General features: G+C 65.6%; 13 protein-coding genes. 2 read left to right on the plus strand and 11 right to left on the minus strand.

All coding sequences use genetic code 11. The features are described 5' to 3' along the window. Nucleotides 1–39: 39 nt before the first annotated feature. The gene (locus JKP78_RS16265; RefSeq protein WP_186689102.1) at nt 40–618 is read left to right on the plus strand and encodes a Maf family protein; all 579 of its coding nucleotides are present in this window, start codon (nt 40–42) and stop codon (nt 616–618) included. 37 nt (nt 619–655) lie between these two features. Here JKP78_RS16265 and JKP78_RS16270 read toward each other — a convergent pair whose 3' ends face one another. Genes JKP78_RS16270 through rluC form a run of 3 tightly spaced genes read right to left on the minus strand, consistent with a single transcriptional unit; the run spans nt 656 to nt 3286 of the window. Continuing rightward, nucleotides 656–1645, minus strand: coding sequence for a S49 family peptidase (locus JKP78_RS16270; protein WP_170028910.1), 990 nt, complete (start codon nt 1643–1645; stop codon nt 656–658). 6 nt (nt 1646–1651) lie between these two features. Next, entirely contained in the window at nt 1652–2326 is a 675-nt protein-coding gene (locus tag JKP78_RS16275; protein ID WP_186689100.1) for an HAD family hydrolase, read from the minus strand. 3 nt (nt 2327–2329) lie between these two features. Continuing rightward, a complete protein-coding gene (rluC, locus tag JKP78_RS16280) occupies nt 2330–3286 on the minus strand; it encodes a 23S rRNA pseudouridine(955/2504/2580) synthase RluC (RefSeq protein ID WP_063911715.1) in 957 nt (318 codons plus the stop codon). Nucleotides 3287–4082: 796 nt separating this feature from the next. Here rluC and rne point away from each other — a divergent pair. After that, complete coding sequence (rne, locus tag JKP78_RS16285; protein WP_200626971.1) at nt 4083–7385, plus strand: ribonuclease E; 3303 nt, start codon at nt 4083–4085, stop codon at nt 7383–7385. Between the two features lie 173 nt (nt 7386–7558). Here rne and murB read toward each other — a convergent pair whose 3' ends face one another. The 8 genes from murB to JKP78_RS16325 all read right to left on the minus strand — a co-directional run bounded on the left by murB (nt 7559) and on the right by JKP78_RS16325 (nt 14766). Continuing rightward, nucleotides 7559–8578 carry a UDP-N-acetylmuramate dehydrogenase gene (murB, locus tag JKP78_RS16290; protein ID WP_200626972.1) on the minus strand — a complete coding sequence of 340 codons (1020 nt, stop codon included), beginning with the start codon at nt 8576–8578 and terminating at the stop codon, nt 7559–7561. Further along, entirely contained in the window at nt 8575–9039 is a 465-nt protein-coding gene (locus JKP78_RS16295) for a low molecular weight protein-tyrosine-phosphatase (RefSeq protein WP_186680300.1), read from the minus strand. The genes murB and JKP78_RS16295 overlap by 4 nt, the downstream gene beginning before the upstream one ends. After that, nucleotides 9039–9803 carry a 3-deoxy-manno-octulosonate cytidylyltransferase gene (gene kdsB / locus JKP78_RS16300; RefSeq protein ID WP_200626973.1) on the minus strand — a complete coding sequence of 255 codons (765 nt, stop codon included), beginning with the start codon at nt 9801–9803 and terminating at the stop codon, nt 9039–9041. Before kdsB ends, JKP78_RS16295 begins: the two co-directional genes overlap by 1 nt. After that, on the minus strand, nt 9800–9985 hold the full coding sequence (locus tag JKP78_RS16305; RefSeq protein ID WP_003247142.1) for a Trm112 family protein: 186 nt from the start codon (nt 9983–9985) through the stop codon (nt 9800–9802). Before JKP78_RS16305 ends, kdsB begins: the two co-directional genes overlap by 4 nt. Nucleotides 9986–10028: 43 nt before the next feature. Next, nucleotides 10029–11030: a tetraacyldisaccharide 4'-kinase gene (gene lpxK, locus JKP78_RS16310; protein WP_186689094.1), complete on the minus strand. Its 1002-nt coding sequence runs from the start codon at nt 11028–11030 to the stop codon at nt 10029–10031. After that, nucleotides 11030–11464, minus strand: coding sequence for an ExbD/TolR family protein (locus JKP78_RS16315; protein WP_170028902.1), 435 nt, complete (start codon nt 11462–11464; stop codon nt 11030–11032). Before JKP78_RS16315 ends, lpxK begins: the two co-directional genes overlap by 1 nt. Beyond that, nucleotides 11461–12096 (minus strand): MotA/TolQ/ExbB proton channel family protein, encoded by a 636-nt coding sequence (locus JKP78_RS16320; RefSeq protein ID WP_170028901.1) that lies wholly within the window; start codon nt 12094–12096, stop codon nt 11461–11463. The genes JKP78_RS16315 and JKP78_RS16320 overlap by 4 nt, the downstream gene beginning before the upstream one ends. A 456-nt stretch (nt 12097–12552) precedes the next feature. Then, a complete protein-coding gene (locus tag JKP78_RS16325; RefSeq protein ID WP_200626974.1) occupies nt 12553–14766 on the minus strand; it encodes a DNA internalization-related competence protein ComEC/Rec2 in 2214 nt (737 codons plus the stop codon). Between the last annotated feature and the right edge of the window lie 95 nt (nt 14767–14861).

The raw sequence follows: 14861 nt of genomic DNA on the forward strand, positions 1-14861 counted from the left end.
GCGTGATAGAATTTGGTTCAACCGATCCAGGAGTCTACCATGCTTCCTCTGTTACTGGCTTCCAGCTCTGCCTATCGCCGCGAACTGCTCGCACGGCTGCGCCTGCCCTTCAGCTGGGCAAGCCCTGACATAGACGAACAGCGCCTGCCTGGCGAACCAGCAGCGGACCTGGTGCGGCGCCTGGCCAGGCAGAAGGCACAAGCGCTGGCCAGCAGCCACCCCGCACACCTGATCATTGGTTCGGACCAGGTTGCGGTGCTGGGCGAACAGGTACTGGGCAAGCCGCACACCTTCGAGCGCGCCTGCGAGCAATTGCTGGAGTGCAGCGGGCAACAGGTGAGTTTTCTGACCGGGCTGGCACTACTGAACAGCGCCACCGGGCAATGCCAGGTGGATTGCGTGCCGTTTACCGTGACATTGCGTGAACTGAGCCGCGAGCAGGTGGAGCGCTATGTGGCGGCAGAACAGCCGCTGGATTGCGCTGGCAGCTTCAAGGCGGAGGGGCTGGGGGTGAGCCTGTTCCAGAGCACGCACGGGTGCGATGCGACCAGCCTGATCGGGCTGCCTTTGATTCGGCTGGTGGATATGCTGACCAGGGAAGGCATGGCCATCCCTTGAGACCCTGGGGCCGCGTTGCGGCCCCGGCAATCTCGGTTCAGCGCAACTGCGGCCCCTGGAACCCCATCCACATGGCCAGGTGCTCGGCCACGCTGGCCCCTACGCGCTTGGAGAAGCGATCGAGCGGCGATTCCTGCACGGTGAAATCCACCAGCTCTTTTTCGCCAACGATTTCCCGCGCCACGTAGCTGGCACTGCCCAGCCCATCGACCAAGCCCAGCTCCTTGGCCTGCTCACCCGACCAGACCAGGCCACTGAACAGCTCAGGGTGGTCCTTGTCCTTCAGGCGTTCGCCGCGCCCTTGCTTGACCATGGCGATGAATTGCTTGTGGGTGACATCCAGCACACCTTGCCAGAAGCGGGTCTCGTCAGGTTTTTCCGGCGAGAACGGGTCGAGGAAGGCCTTGTGCTCGCCCGAGGTATAGGCCCGCCGCTCGACGCCCAGCTTCTCCATGGTGCCAACAAAGCCGTAACCCGCCGCCGTCACGCCGATGGAGCCCACCAGGCTGGCCTTGTCGGCGTAGATCTCGTCCGCCGCACTGGCAATGTAGTAAGCACCGGAAGCGCCCAGGTCAGTGATCACCGCATACAGCTTGATGGCCGGATACTCGGCGCGCAGGCGGCGGATTTCGTCATACACGTAGCCCGCCTGCACCGGGCTGCCACCCGGGCTGTTGATACGCAGCACTACCGCCTTGGTCTTGCTGTCCTTGAACGCCTCGCGCAAGCCCTTGACGATGTTGTCGGCGCTGGCCGACTCCTGATCGGCAATCATGCCGCGCACTTCGACCAACGCGGTATGGCTGACATTGCGCGACGCGGCCTTGTCCATGTCCATCAGCGGCGTGAACAACGCCAGGATGCCGAACAGGTAGACGAAGGTCAGCAGCTTGAAGAAGATCCCCCAGCGACGCGTCCGGCGATGCTCCTGGACGTTCGCCAACAGGGTCTTTTCCAGCAGCCGCCAGCTGTTGCGCGCTTCGCGCTCGTCGGGTTCGGTCTCAGGGGCTTTCCATTCGTCTGCCATGCTTACCTACCTTGGAAAAGGAATTGCGGAACCGCCCAGCCACTCGCGCAACTGGGAAAAGTGATCGATGCATACCTGCGGCCCGAACTCGGCCAGCGCCTGCAGCGACATGGCACCATAGCCCACGGCCGCCGAATGCATGCCGGCATTGCTGGCCATCTGCAGGTCGAACGCCGAATCGCCGATCATCAGCGCACGCCCCGCTTCGACACCACAATGACCGAGAATTTCCTCGAGCATGCGCGGGTGCGGCTTGCCACGGGTCTCGTCGGCGGCGCGGGTGATGTCGAAGAACTGCTCCCAACCATTGGCCTTGAGCACCCGGTCCAGCCCACGGCGTGCCTTGCCGGTGGCCACCGCCAGGCGGTAACCCTCGGCACGGAAGGCATCCAGCGACTCCACCACGCCATCGAACAGCGGCGAGGGCTGCTGATCCAGGGCCATGTAGATATCGGCATAGTGCTGACGGAAGCTTTCGACTTGTGCAGGCGCCAGGTGCGGGTACAGGGTGTGGATCGCCTCGCCCAGGGCCAGGCCGATGATGCCCTTGATCGCATCATCGCTGCTTTGCCCCTCGCCGGCACGCTCGGCGGCGGCGTTCATGGCCTCGACGATGCGCCCGATGGAGTCGGCCAACGTGCCATCCCAGTCGAAGATCAGTAGCTCATAGCCCTTTTTCATAGGTCAGGATGCACTCAGCCGCTCAACGGTTTTCGCCCACACCTCATCCACCGGCGCCTCGAGCTTCAGCTCGCCGCCGTCCGGCAGCGGCACGGTCAGCGCGTAGGCATGCAGGAACAGGCGCTTGCCACCCAGCTCGCGAATTTCGCGGCTGAAGTCTTCATCGCCGTACTTGCTGTCGCCGGCGATCATATGCCCGGCATGCAGGGTGTGCACGCGGATCTGGTGGGTACGGCCGGTGATCGGGCGCGCCTCGACAATGGTGGCGAACTCGCCAAAGCGGCGCAGCACGCGGAACAGGGTCAAGGCTTCCTTGCCTTCATCGTTGACCTCGACCATGCGCTCGCCGGAACGCAGGTTGCTCTTGAGCAACGGCGCGCTGACCTGCTTCTTCGACGTCGGCCAGTGGCCGCGCACCAGCGCCATGTAGCGCTTGTCGACACCATCACCGCGCAGCGCAGCATGCAGGTGGCGCAGCATGCTGCGCTTCTTGGCAATCATCAGCAGGCCGGAGGTGTCGCGATCCAGGCGGTGCACCAGCTCCAGTTCCTTGGCATCCGGGCGCAGCTGGCGCAGCGCCTCGATCACGCCAAAGCTCAGGCCGCTGCCGCCATGCACGGCGATGCCGGCCGGCTTGTTCATCACGATCAGCGCCTTGTCTTCGTAGACGATGGCAGCTTCCAGGCGCTGCAGCAGGCCCTGGGCCACCGGAGCCGGCTCGTCGCGCTCGGGCAGGCGGACCGGCGGTACCCGCACGATGTCGCCAGCCTGGATCTTGTATTCCGGCTTGACGCGGCCCTTGTTGACCCGCACTTCACCCTTGCGCAGGATGCGGTAGACCAGCGTCTTGGGCACGCCCTTGAGGGCCGTGATAAGGAAATTGTCGATGCGTTGGCCGGCAAGTTCCGGCGCGACTTCGATCAGCTGAACGCCGGAAGTCGGGGGGGTATTGGTCGTCATTACGGGATCATAACAATTTTTTATGGAATTGAAGCACTTAATCATTGCTGCTATAGTCGCGAACGCCGCCAAAAGCGGCAGGCCAGTGGCACCAGGCTCCTAGCCGGTCCCTGACCAACGCAATTCTCCAGGACGCGAGGCCGTCCTACGGGGTTTTCGCCAGTTTACCGAATTGCCTGGAATCGCCACCAGCGCCGTGTAGAGAAGACCGAAAAAAAACGACAAGTGCGGTGTTTCACCTGCTTACCCGATTCTTTTCGCTGCACCTCTGCCCGCCCGTCGCTTCCACGCAACGCCCGGCGAATGCTTCGGAAATACCTGCCTTGGACATGAATGGCGCCAGCGCAGAACCTGCGCTGGCGAAAAATGCAACCCGTTGCGGATTCAGCGCGCGGCAGCACCCGAATTATCAGGGATACGTGCAGGGTGGAGATGCACAGCCCTCGGACCGTGTAGCACCGCGTCCGGCCACCAGCCCACTGACGGCTGGCGAGCGGATAAGGTCCTGAACAGATGCCCCCGGGCGTCCACGGCTGACGGTTGATTCCTCCTCCTGACTGAGTGCACAAGGCCCGCTTGGTTGATTCGGATTCCAATTCGAAGCCACCGGGGCCTTGTTGGCACCGCAGCAAACAGGACGCGTCGTCGCGACAACGGCAGGCTGGGCAACCGGCTGGTGCCGAACGTTGCTCGACACGGGGGTGGCCCGGCCACCCTTTGCGCACCTTGGCACCGACCATGAGACGTCGTGTGTGCCGAACGCCGTTTCCGGCAGCCCGGAAACCGACGGTACAACATGAAAAGAATGCTGATTAACGCAACTCAACCCGAAGAGTTGCGTGTAGCCCTGGTGGACGGCCAACGTCTCTACGACCTGGACATCGAGTCCGGCGCGCGTGAGCAGAAAAAGGCCAACATCTACAAAGGCAAGATCACCCGCATCGAACCCAGCCTCGAAGCCGCCTTCGTCGACTTCGGCTCCGAACGTCACGGCTTCCTGCCGCTGAAAGAAATCTCCCGCGAATACTTCAAGAAAGCCCCCGAAGGGCGGGTCAACATCAAGGAAGTGCTGAGCGAAGGCCAGGAAGTCATCGTCCAGGTCGAGAAGGAAGAGCGCGGCAACAAAGGCGCCGCCCTCACCACCTTCATCAGCCTGGCCGGCCGCTACCTGGTACTGATGCCGAACAACCCGCGTGCCGGTGGCATCTCCCGCCGCATCGAAGGCGAGGAACGCAACGAACTGCGCGAAGCCCTGAACGGCCTGACCGTGCCGGGCGACATGGGCCTGATCGTGCGCACTGCCGGCCTTGGCCGCAGCAGCGAAGAAATGCAGTGGGACCTCGATTACCTGCTGCAACTGTGGACCGCCATCAAGGAAGCGTCCCAGGACCGCGCCGCACCGTTCCTGATCTACCAGGAAAGCAACGTCATCATCCGCGCCATTCGCGACTACCTGCGCCAGGACATCGGCGAAGTGCTGATCGACAGCATCGATGCCCAGGAAGAAGCCCTGACCTTCATCCGCCAGGTGATGCCGCAGTACGCCAGCAAGGTCAAGCTGTACGAAGACAGCGTGCCGCTGTTCAACCGTTTCCAGATCGAAAGCCAGATCGAGACCGCCTTCCAGCGCGTGGTCGACCTGCCGTCCGGTGGCTCGATCGTGATCGACCCCACCGAGGCCCTGGTGTCCATCGACATCAACTCGGCGCGTGCGACCAAAGGCAGCGACATCGAAGAAACCGCCCTGCAGACCAACCTGGAAGCGGCCGAGGAAATCGCCCGCCAGCTGCGCCTGCGTGACATCGGCGGCCTGATCGTCATCGACTTCATCGACATGACCCCGGCGAAGAACCAGCGTGCCGTGGAAGAACGCGTCCGCGAATGCCTGGAAGCCGACCGCGCCCGCGTCCAGGTCGGCCGCATCTCGCGCTTCGGCCTGCTGGAAATGTCCCGCCAGCGCCTGCGTCCATCGCTGGGCGAAAGCAGCGGCATCGTCTGCCCGCGCTGCTCCGGCACCGGCATCATCCGCGACGTCGAGTCGCTGTCGCTGGCCATCCTGCGCCTGATCGAAGAAGAAGCCCTGAAAGACCGCACTGCCGAAGTGCGCGCCCAGGTGCCGATCCCGGTAGCCGCGTTCCTGCTCAACGAGAAGCGCAACTCGATCACCAAGATCGAACTGCGCACCCGTGCACGGATCATCATCCTGCCGAACGACCACCTGGAAACCCCGCACTTCGAAGTCCAGCGCCTGCGCGACGACAACCCGGAAGTGCTGAGCAACCAGTCCAGCTACGAAATCGCCGCCGCCGAAGCCGAAGAAGCACCGCAGCCAACGGCCACCCGCACCTTGGTTCGCCAGGAAGCCGCGGTGAAGACCGCCCCGGCCCGTGCCAATGCGCCGGTTCCGACCGCCGTTGAAGAGCAGCAGCCAGCCGCACCGGCCACCCCTGCGCCGAGCGCGCCGGAGCCGAGCCTGTTCAAGGGCCTGGTGAAATCGCTGGTCAGCCTGTTCGCCGGCAAGGAAGAACCTGCCGCCGCGCCGGTCGTCACTGCCACCGAAAAACCGGCTGCCGAACGCAGCCCGCGCAACGAAGAACGCCGCAACGGCCGCCAGCAGAGCCGCAACCGCAACGGCCGCCGCGACGAGGAACGCAAGCCACGCGAAGAGCGTGCCGAGCGTGCACCACGTGAAGAGCGCCAGCCACGCGAGGAGCGTGCACCGCGCGAAGAGCGTGCGCCACGTGAAGAACGCGCCCCACGCGAAGAGCGTGCACCGCGTGAAGAACGTGCCCCACGCCAGCCACGCGAAGACCGCCGCGGCAACCGTGGCGAAGAGCGCGTGCGTGAACTGCGTGAGCCGCTGGACGCCACCCCTGCCGAGCGCGAGGAGCGTCAGCCGCGTGAAGAGCGTGTAGCCCGCGAAGAGCGTGCACCGCGAGAGGAACGTGCTCCGCGTGAAGAGCGTGCTCCACGTGAAGAACGCGCCCCGCGCGAAGAACGTGCTCCTCGCGAAGAACGCGCCCCGCGCGAAGAGCGTGCTCCTCGTGAGGAACGCGCCCCTCGCGAAGAACGTGCTCCTCGTGAAGAACGCGCCCCTCGCGAAGAGCGTGCTCCCCGTGAAGAACGTGCCCCGCGCCCACCGCGAGAAGAGCGCCAGCCACGCGCAGCCGAAGAAGCGGCCGTGCAGGCTGCCGAACTGGCCGAAGAGCAACTGCCGAGCGAAGAGTTGCTGCAGGACGAACAGGAAGGCACCGATGGCGAGCGCCCACGCCGCCGCTCCCGTGGCCAGCGTCGTCGCAGCAACCGTCGTGAGCGTCAGCGCAACGCCAATGGCGAGCTGATCGAAGGCAGCGACGAAGAAGGCAACGAAGAGCAGCCGCAACAGCACCAAGCCACCGAGCTGGGTGCCGAACTGGCTGCGGGCCTGGCCGTGACTGCGGCTGTCGCCAGCAGCAGCATCAGCGCCGAAGCCGAAGCCCAGGCCAACCAGCAGGCCGAGCAGGCTACCGCTGAAGTCGCTGCTGCAGAAACCGGCGACCGCGAAGCCGCCCAGCCTGTAGAGCAGGCCGAAGCAGCCGCCAAGGCGGAAGAAGTTGCCGTGGCACCGGTGGTCGAGCAACCGTTCAGCGAGCCTGTGGTCGCAGTCGAGGCAAGCGCCGAGCCTGTGGTCGAAGTCGCACCGCAGCCCGTGGTTGAAGCGGCACCAGCCGCCGAGCCAGCCGTGGCTAGCGAAGCTGCGACCGAAGCACCTGCCGTCGAGGCCGGTGAAATCGAACAGGCCCCGGCCGTGATCGAAACCGCCGCGGTTGCCGAACAGCCTGCGCCGGTTGTCGAGGCCCAGCCAGAAGTGGTTGCCGCCGAGCCTGCCCCGGTGGTCGTCGAGCCGGTAGTCGTCGAGCCTGCCCCGGTTGCAGCCCCTGTGGTTGCCGAACCTGCCACTGTCATGCTGGCCAACGGCCGTGCGCCGAACGATCCGCGTGAAGTGCGCCGCCGCAAGCGTGAGGCCGAGGCTGCCGCCAAAGCCGCACAGGAAGCTGCAGCAGCGGCCGAGGAACCCGCCCTGGAATCCACCGATGAGCAAAAACCTCATCACGGTTGATAGCCAAGGCTGAATGAAAAAGCCCCGCCAGTGCGAACTGGCGGGGCTTTTTCTTGGGCTACTGTTGCATCTCAGCTTCGCAGCATGAATTGCCGGGGCCGCCTTGCGGCCCTTCGCGACGCAAGGCCGCTACTACACAGGGGTAATCAGTGGGCCTGACAGGGCCAGGCCTATCAGTAGAGGTTGGGCTCCATCTCCAGCTCGACGCCAAAGCGCTCCAGGATATCGGCCTGGATCCGCCGCGCCAGCGCATGCATCTGCGCCCCGCTCGCCTGGCCATGGTTGACCAGCACCAGCGACTGCAGGCGATGCACCCCGGCATCGCCCTCGCGGTAGCCCTTCCAGCCGGCCTGCTCGATCAACCAGCCAGCGGCCAGCTTCACCTGCCCGTCGGCCTGGGGATAAGCCACCACGCCAGGGTACTGGGCCCGAATACGCTCGACCTGCGCCGCCGCTACCACCGGGTTCTTGAAGAAGCTCCCGGCATTGCCCAGTTGTGCCGGGTCTGGCAACTTCTCGCGGCGAATGCTGCAGATCGCTTCGCTGATCGCCTGCGCGGTCGGCTCGCTCACGCCCTGCTCGGCCAGGCGCTGACGCACCGGGCCGTAGTCCAGGTGGGCGTGCAAGGTGCGGCTCAAGGCAAAGCGCACCCGCAGGATCAACCAGCGCCCAGGGTTGCGCTTGAACAAGCTGTCGCGATAACCAAAGGCACACTCCGCCAGGCCGAAGTCACGCAATGCACCGGTCTCACGGTCGAGGGCGGTCAGGCCGACGAAGACATCCTTGATTTCCACGCCGTAGGCGCCGACGTTCTGCATCGGCGCAGCGCCAACCGTGCCAGGGATCAGGCTGAGGTTCTCCAGCCCGCAATAGCCCTGCGCCAGCGTCCATTGCACGAACGGGTGCCAGGGCTCACCGGCTTCGGCCTCGACCACGATGCGTTCGCCGTCGTCACTGAGTACACGCCGGCCACGACTGGCCATGTGCAATACCCATGCGTCGATATCCCTGGTCAGCAACAGATTGCTGCCACCACCAATCACCAGCACCGGCAAGCCATGCTGCTGCGCCTGGCTCAAGGCCTGGCGCACTTCCTGGTCGTCATGGGCCGGGCTGAAATAACGCGCCTTCACGTCGATGCCAAAGGTGTTGTAAGGCTTGAGCGATACCTGCTCCTGCCGCTGCAGTGTCATAGCCGCCCCTTGATTTCCAGCACCAGCGCCTGGCACGCCGCCTCGACCAGGTCGAGCACCTGCTCGAAGCCGTCGGCACCGCCGTAGTACGGGTCTGGCACTTCATCCAGCGCTGCGCCATAGCGGCGCAGGAACAGGTCAAGCTCCCCCACTGCCGTGTGCGGGCGCAAGGCACGCAGATGGCTGAGGTTGCTCTCGTCCATGGCCAGGATCAGGTCGTATTCGGCAAAATGCGCCGCCTTGACCTGCTGGGCGCGCTGCTGCGACAGGTCATAGCCACGCGCGAGCGCCGCCTTGCAGGTACGGCTGTCGGGGGCCTTGCCGACATGCCAGTCACCCGTGCCGGCCGAAGCCACATGCACTTTGTCGGCTAGCCCGGCAGCCTGCAGTTGATGGCGCAGCACGCCTTCGGCCGTGGGCGAGCGGCAGATATTGCCCAAACAGACGAACAGAATGCGCATCAGGCCTCCAGCAAGCGCCGTACGCGCTCCAGGTCTTGCGGAGTATCCACGCCCACGGCAGGCGCCTCGATGGCGTCCTCGACGTGAATGCGCACGCCGTGCCACAACGCCCGCAGCTGCTCCAGCGATTCGGTCTGCTCGAGCCAGCACGGTCCCCAGCTGACGAAGTCCTGCAGGAAGCCGACACGGTAGGCGTACATGCCGATGTGGCGACGGTAAGGCACGCCCGCCGGCAGCTGGTTACGGTCGGTGGCGAACGCGTCACGCGCCCAGGGCAACGGCGCGCGGCTGAAGGTCAGGGCCAGGCCATGCTTGTCACTGACTACCTTGACCGCATTGGGGTTGAACACGGTTTCCGGCTCATGCACAGGCTCGGCCAGGGTGGCGATGCCAGCCTGCGGGTTCGCGGCCAGGTTGGCCGCCACCTGGTCGATGATCACTGGCGGGATCAGCGGCTCGTCGCCCTGCACGTTGACCACGATGGCATCGGCTGGCAGGCCCAGGCGCGCGGCCACCTCGGCCAGGCGGTCGGTGCCCGATTCGTGGTCGGCACGGGTCAGCAGCACTTCGGCGCCAAAGGCCTGGCAGGCCTCGACGATGCTGGCATCGTCAGTGGCGATGACCACGCGGCCGGCGCTGCTCTTGCGCGCCTGTTCCCACACATGCTGGACCATCGGCTTGCCGGCGATCGGCAGCAATGGCTTGCCCGGCAGGCGCGTGGAGCGCAGGCGGGCAGGAATCACCACGGTGAAGTTCAGGCTCATTTGTCCAGACGCTCGTCGTCGGTCAGGGTACGTGCCTCGCTTTCCAGCATCACCGGGATGCCATCGCGGATCGGGTAGGCCAGGCCTGCGCCCTTGCTGATCAGCTCGGTCTTGTCGGCACTGAGCTTGAGCGGGCCTTTGGTGATCGGGCAGGCCAGGATATCGAGCAGTTTGGTGTCCATTGGAGCTTCCTTTAGGCCAGGTGGCCGGAAATTGATAACGGGCTCAGGGCTTGCGCAGCAAGCGTTGCAACTGGTTGTCGAACCAGGTGCTGAAAGCCGCCGTGGGCTGTGCGTCGACAGCCAGGTACCACCAGTCGTCAGCGGCGAAGGCCCGGCATTTCACCGCGTCCTTCTCGGTCATGACCAGTGGCAGCGGTGGGCTGAAGGCCAGGCTTGCGGCGTTGAACTGCGCATGGTCGGCAAAGGGATGCGGCACCGGCTGCCAGTTTAGCCCTAGCAGGGTATTGAAGAAACGTTGTGGATTTCCGATACCGGCCACCGCATGCAGGCGTTGGCCAGCGGGGAAGTGATCGAGCGCGTGGCGCTCGCCACTGCGCAAGTTGACCAGGGCGGACGGTTGCAGGCAGAAGCCGAAGCCATCGGCGCGGTCGTCGCGGCTACCGTTGAACAGTACCGCATCCGCATCGTGCAGGCGCTCGGCCGGCTCACGCAACGGCCCCGCCGGCAGGCAGCGGCCATTGCCCAGGCCGCGGGCGGCATCGATCAGCACCAGCTCGAGGTCACGCGCCAGGCGGTAGTGCTGCATGCCGTCGTCGCAGAGGATCAGGTCGAGGGATTCGCTGGCCAGCAATGCCTGTACCGCGCGGGAGCGGTCGGGGTCGATCATCAGCGGCACGCCGCTGCGCTGCACGATCAGCAGCGGTTCGTCGCCGGCCTGCTCGGCAGGCTGCTCGGCCCGCACGCGCCATGGCAGCTGCGGCGGCTTGGCGCCATAGCCACGGCTGACTACCCCGACCTTCAGCCCCTGGCGGCGGCAGTGCTCGATCAGCCAGAGGATCATCGGCGTCTTGCCGGTACCGCCCACGGTGATGTTGCCGACCACGATGACCGGCACCGGGGCCCGGTAGCTGGTACTTTCGCCACGCACGAAACGCGCCCGCTTGCGGGTGACCACGCAGCGGTACAGCGCCTCCAGCGGGCGCAATAGTGCCAGGGCCGGGTGCCCGGCGTACCAGGCCGCGAGCAATCGGTCGGCGAAGGCCATCAAGGCGTCCCCTGGGCCGCCTCGACCGTGGTCATGCGCAACTGGCTGAAACCGAGCTTGCCGGCGGCATCCATCGCGGTGACTACGGCCTGGTGCGGGGTCCTGCCATCGGCGCTGATGGCCAGTGGCAGCTTGTTGTCGCCACCCGATTCGCGCTCGATCGCTTCGCTCAGGGTGGCCAGGTCGCTCTTGGGCAGCAGGTGGTTGTTCACCGAGTACACGCCTTCGGCGCTGATGGTGATTTCCACCAGCTTGCCCTGGTCGGCCGGCGTCGGCTCGGCGCTGGTGGCTTCGGGCAGCTCGACGCGCAGCTGGGTCTCGCGAGTGAAGGTGGTCGTGACCACGAAGAACAGCAGCAGCACGAACACCACGTCGATCAGCGACGCCAGGTTGATGTCGACGTTCTCCCGCTGGCGATTGCGCCGGAACTTCACGCCTTGCCTCCGGCCACTTCCACTTCACGGTCACCCTGGAGCACTTCCACCAGCTTGATCGCTTCCTGTTCCATGCCGACCACCAGCTCATCGATACGGCGCAGCAGGAAGCGGTGGAAGAACACCGCCGGGATACCGACCATCAGGCCGGCCGCGGTGGTGACCAGGGCCTTGGAGATGCCGCCCGCCAGTACGGCTGCGTTGGCGGTCATCTGCGAGCCGATGAAGGCGCTGAAGATGTCGATCATGCCCAGCACGGTGCCCAGCAGGCCCAGCAGCGGAGCCATGGCAGCGATGGTGCCGAGGGTGCTGATGTAGCGCTCCAGTTCGTGGATGACGCGCGAGGCAGCTTCCTCGATGCATTCCTTCATGATTTCGCGGCCATGGCGCGAGTTGGCCAGCCCGGCAGCAAGGATTTCGCCCAACGGCGAATCGGCGCGCAGGGCCTTGAGCTTGTCACTGGTGAGCTGCTTGTCCTTGATCCACATCCAGACCTGGCCCAGCAGGTGCGGCGGGGTGACGCGACTGGCGCGCAGGGTCCACAGGCGCTCGACGACGATAGCCATGGCGGCGATGGAGCTCAGAATGATCGGCAGCATCATCCAACCACCGGACTTGACCAATTCCCACACAGTAAACGCCCCCTCGGAAAAAGGCCGCCACTCTACCATAGGCGCGCCGGGGGCTCATCTGCCGGAGGTCAGGGAATTGGCGCTGGGGCCAGAGGGGGATGCCTTGGTTCGGCATCAGGGCGGACAGGTGCTCGCCATCACAGATGCAGCGCCTGTGAGATCGAGCGCCGCCCGCGCGGCGCATCGCGGATAAATCCGCTCCTACATTTGTTGCAACGTGGCCATGCCTGTGAGGCCATGGTTGTCAGCCTGGTTGGCATCACGGGATTTTTGGGTGGGCATTGATGCCGCCTCGCCTGCCTTGAGACATGTACAAAGGCAGGCAACCATGGCGTAACAGGTTCGGCACGTTGCAACAAATGTGGGAGCGGATTTATCCGCGATGCGCCGCGCGGGCGGCGCTCGATCTCGCAGGCGCTGAAAATCTAAAGGCAAGCACCTGCAAGCCACTGCACCCTACTGTGCCGAATCCCGCCAAAACCGTCGCTGCTCCCGCACACTTTCAACCGCCCCATGACGCCCCAACACCAACCGCAATGCCCCCTCCACCGCCGTGTCATGCACCATCACCCCATGCCGCCGATAACGTTCGACCACCTGCGCATGCGGGTGCCCGAAGCTGTTGTTACGCCCTCGCGACACCAGCACCCCACGCGGCGCCGTGGCCCGGATGAAAGCCTCGGTGGAAGAACTCCGGCTGCCATGGTGCGGCGCCTGCAACCAATCGATACGGGGTGTGTCGGTGGCCGCCAACCAAGCCTGTTCGGCAGCGGCCTCCATATCGCCTGCCAGCAGCAAACGCTCGCCCTGCGCCTCGACCAGCAACACGCAGGACCGGTCATTGCTGCTCTGCCCGTCAGCCCAGCGCCACAGCGAAAAATGCACACCATCCCATGCCCATTGCTCACCACTGGCACATGGCTGTAACTGGAGATTTTCCAGCGCTTCACCCCCAATTGCCCGTCGCACCGGCAAGCCACGCTGTATCGCCACCGCACCGCCGGCGTGGTCGGCGTGAGCGTGACTGATCAACAGCAGATCCAGGCTGGCCACCCCCAGCTTGCGCAGGGTCGGCAGCACCACCCGTTCGCCCAGATCGGTCTCCCCCCTCACTGGCCCGGCGTCGTACAGCAGGTCGTGATGGCGGGTGCGCAACAGCACCGCCAGGCCCTGACCGACATCCAGCTGCCAGACTTCGACTTGCCCGAATGGCACCGTCGCCCTAGGTACCCACAATGCCAGCAGCATCACCCCACCCAAGCCACGCAACGGCACCCCACGGGGCAGCAGCAATAGCCAGGTCCCCAGACAGACCAGCAGCCAGGCCCACCACGGCAACGCCGGCGGCAGCCACGCCGGGCGCTGCTGTGCCACCAGCGCCAGCAGCCGGAACAACCCGTCGAGCAAGCCACCCGCCAGCCACAACAGTGCCTCGCCTACCCCACCCAGCGGCAACAGCAGCGTGCCCAGCAACGCCAGCGGCAGTACCGCCAGGCTGACCCACGGTACCGCCACAAGGTTGGCCAGCGGCGCACTCAGGCTCACCGGCAAGCCGGTGGCCAGCAGCACCGGCAGCAAGCCGATGGCGATGCCCCATTGCGCCCGCGTCCAGGCCTGCCACGGCCGCCAGCCGCCCAGCCGCGCGCTGAAGCAATAGACAAGCGTGGCCACCGCCGCAAACGACAGCCAGAAACCGGGCAGCAGCACCGCCAGCGGCTCAATCAGCAACACCGCAACCAGCGCCAGCAGCAATGGCAAGGTCGCGCCAAGATGGCGAAAGCGCAGGCGCCAGAGCAGCACCACGGCCAGCATCAGGCAGGCACGCTGCACCGGCACGCCAGCCCCGGCCAGCCAGCCGTAGGCCAGCGCCGCCGCCATGGCCAGGCCACACGCCGAGGGCAACCAGGGCAGCCGTGCCGGCCACAGCCCCCAACGCGCCAGCCCGGCGACCAGGCCGTACAGCAAGCCGGCGACCAGGCCGATGTGCTGCCCGGAAATTACCAGCAGGTGCACCGTGCCGGTAGCCTGCAGCGTCTGCCAGTCGTGCCGTGCCAGGCCCGTGCCGTCGCCGAGCACCAGGGCTACCAACGCCGCCTGACGGCCATGAGCGTCAACCGCCAGCAGGCGCTGGCGCAGGCGGTCACGCCAGCCGCCGGCAACCGGTGCCAGCAGTTGCCCGGCCTTGACCGAGCCGGTGGCACCGATGCGCCGCGCCAGCAACTGGGCCTCCAGGTCCGGCCCATGCGGGTTGAGCAACCCGGCCGGGCGCTGCAGGGTCACCGCCAGCCGCCACTGCTCCCCTGCGCGTAGCGCTGGCCCGTCGAACCAGCTCAGCTGCAGGCGCTGCGGCAGATCGGCGCGCCGCGAACGGGCCTCTTGCAGCTCGAAGCGCACCCCTTGCGCGGTGCGGGTCGGCAGGCCGACCACCCGACCCTCCAGCCACAGGCTACGGCCTTCCAGCCCGGGCGCCAGGCGGTCATCCAAAGCCAGCTGCGCCGAGCCAAGCGCCCAGCACAGGCCCAGCAGGAAGCAACCCAGCGGCCACAAGCGGGTGAACAGGCAGACGCCAGCGCCAACGGCCAGTAGCACCAGCCATCCGACCGACGGCAACGCGGGGAAAAAGCCCAGACACAACAGCCCGAGCGCGAGCGCAAACATCCCTGTGCGCATGAGGTAGAGCTCCAGAAGCAAAATCACCTTCTGAGGCATAGCCCAATTGCTGGCAGCGCTTGCTCAACAATTGTCACAAACTCTAAACAAGGCTG

Origin of the sequence: Pseudomonas sp. LAM2023 (assembly GCF_016620375.1) — a bacterium.
GTDB lineage: Bacteria > Pseudomonadota > Gammaproteobacteria > Pseudomonadales > Pseudomonadaceae > Aquipseudomonas > Aquipseudomonas anuradhapurensis.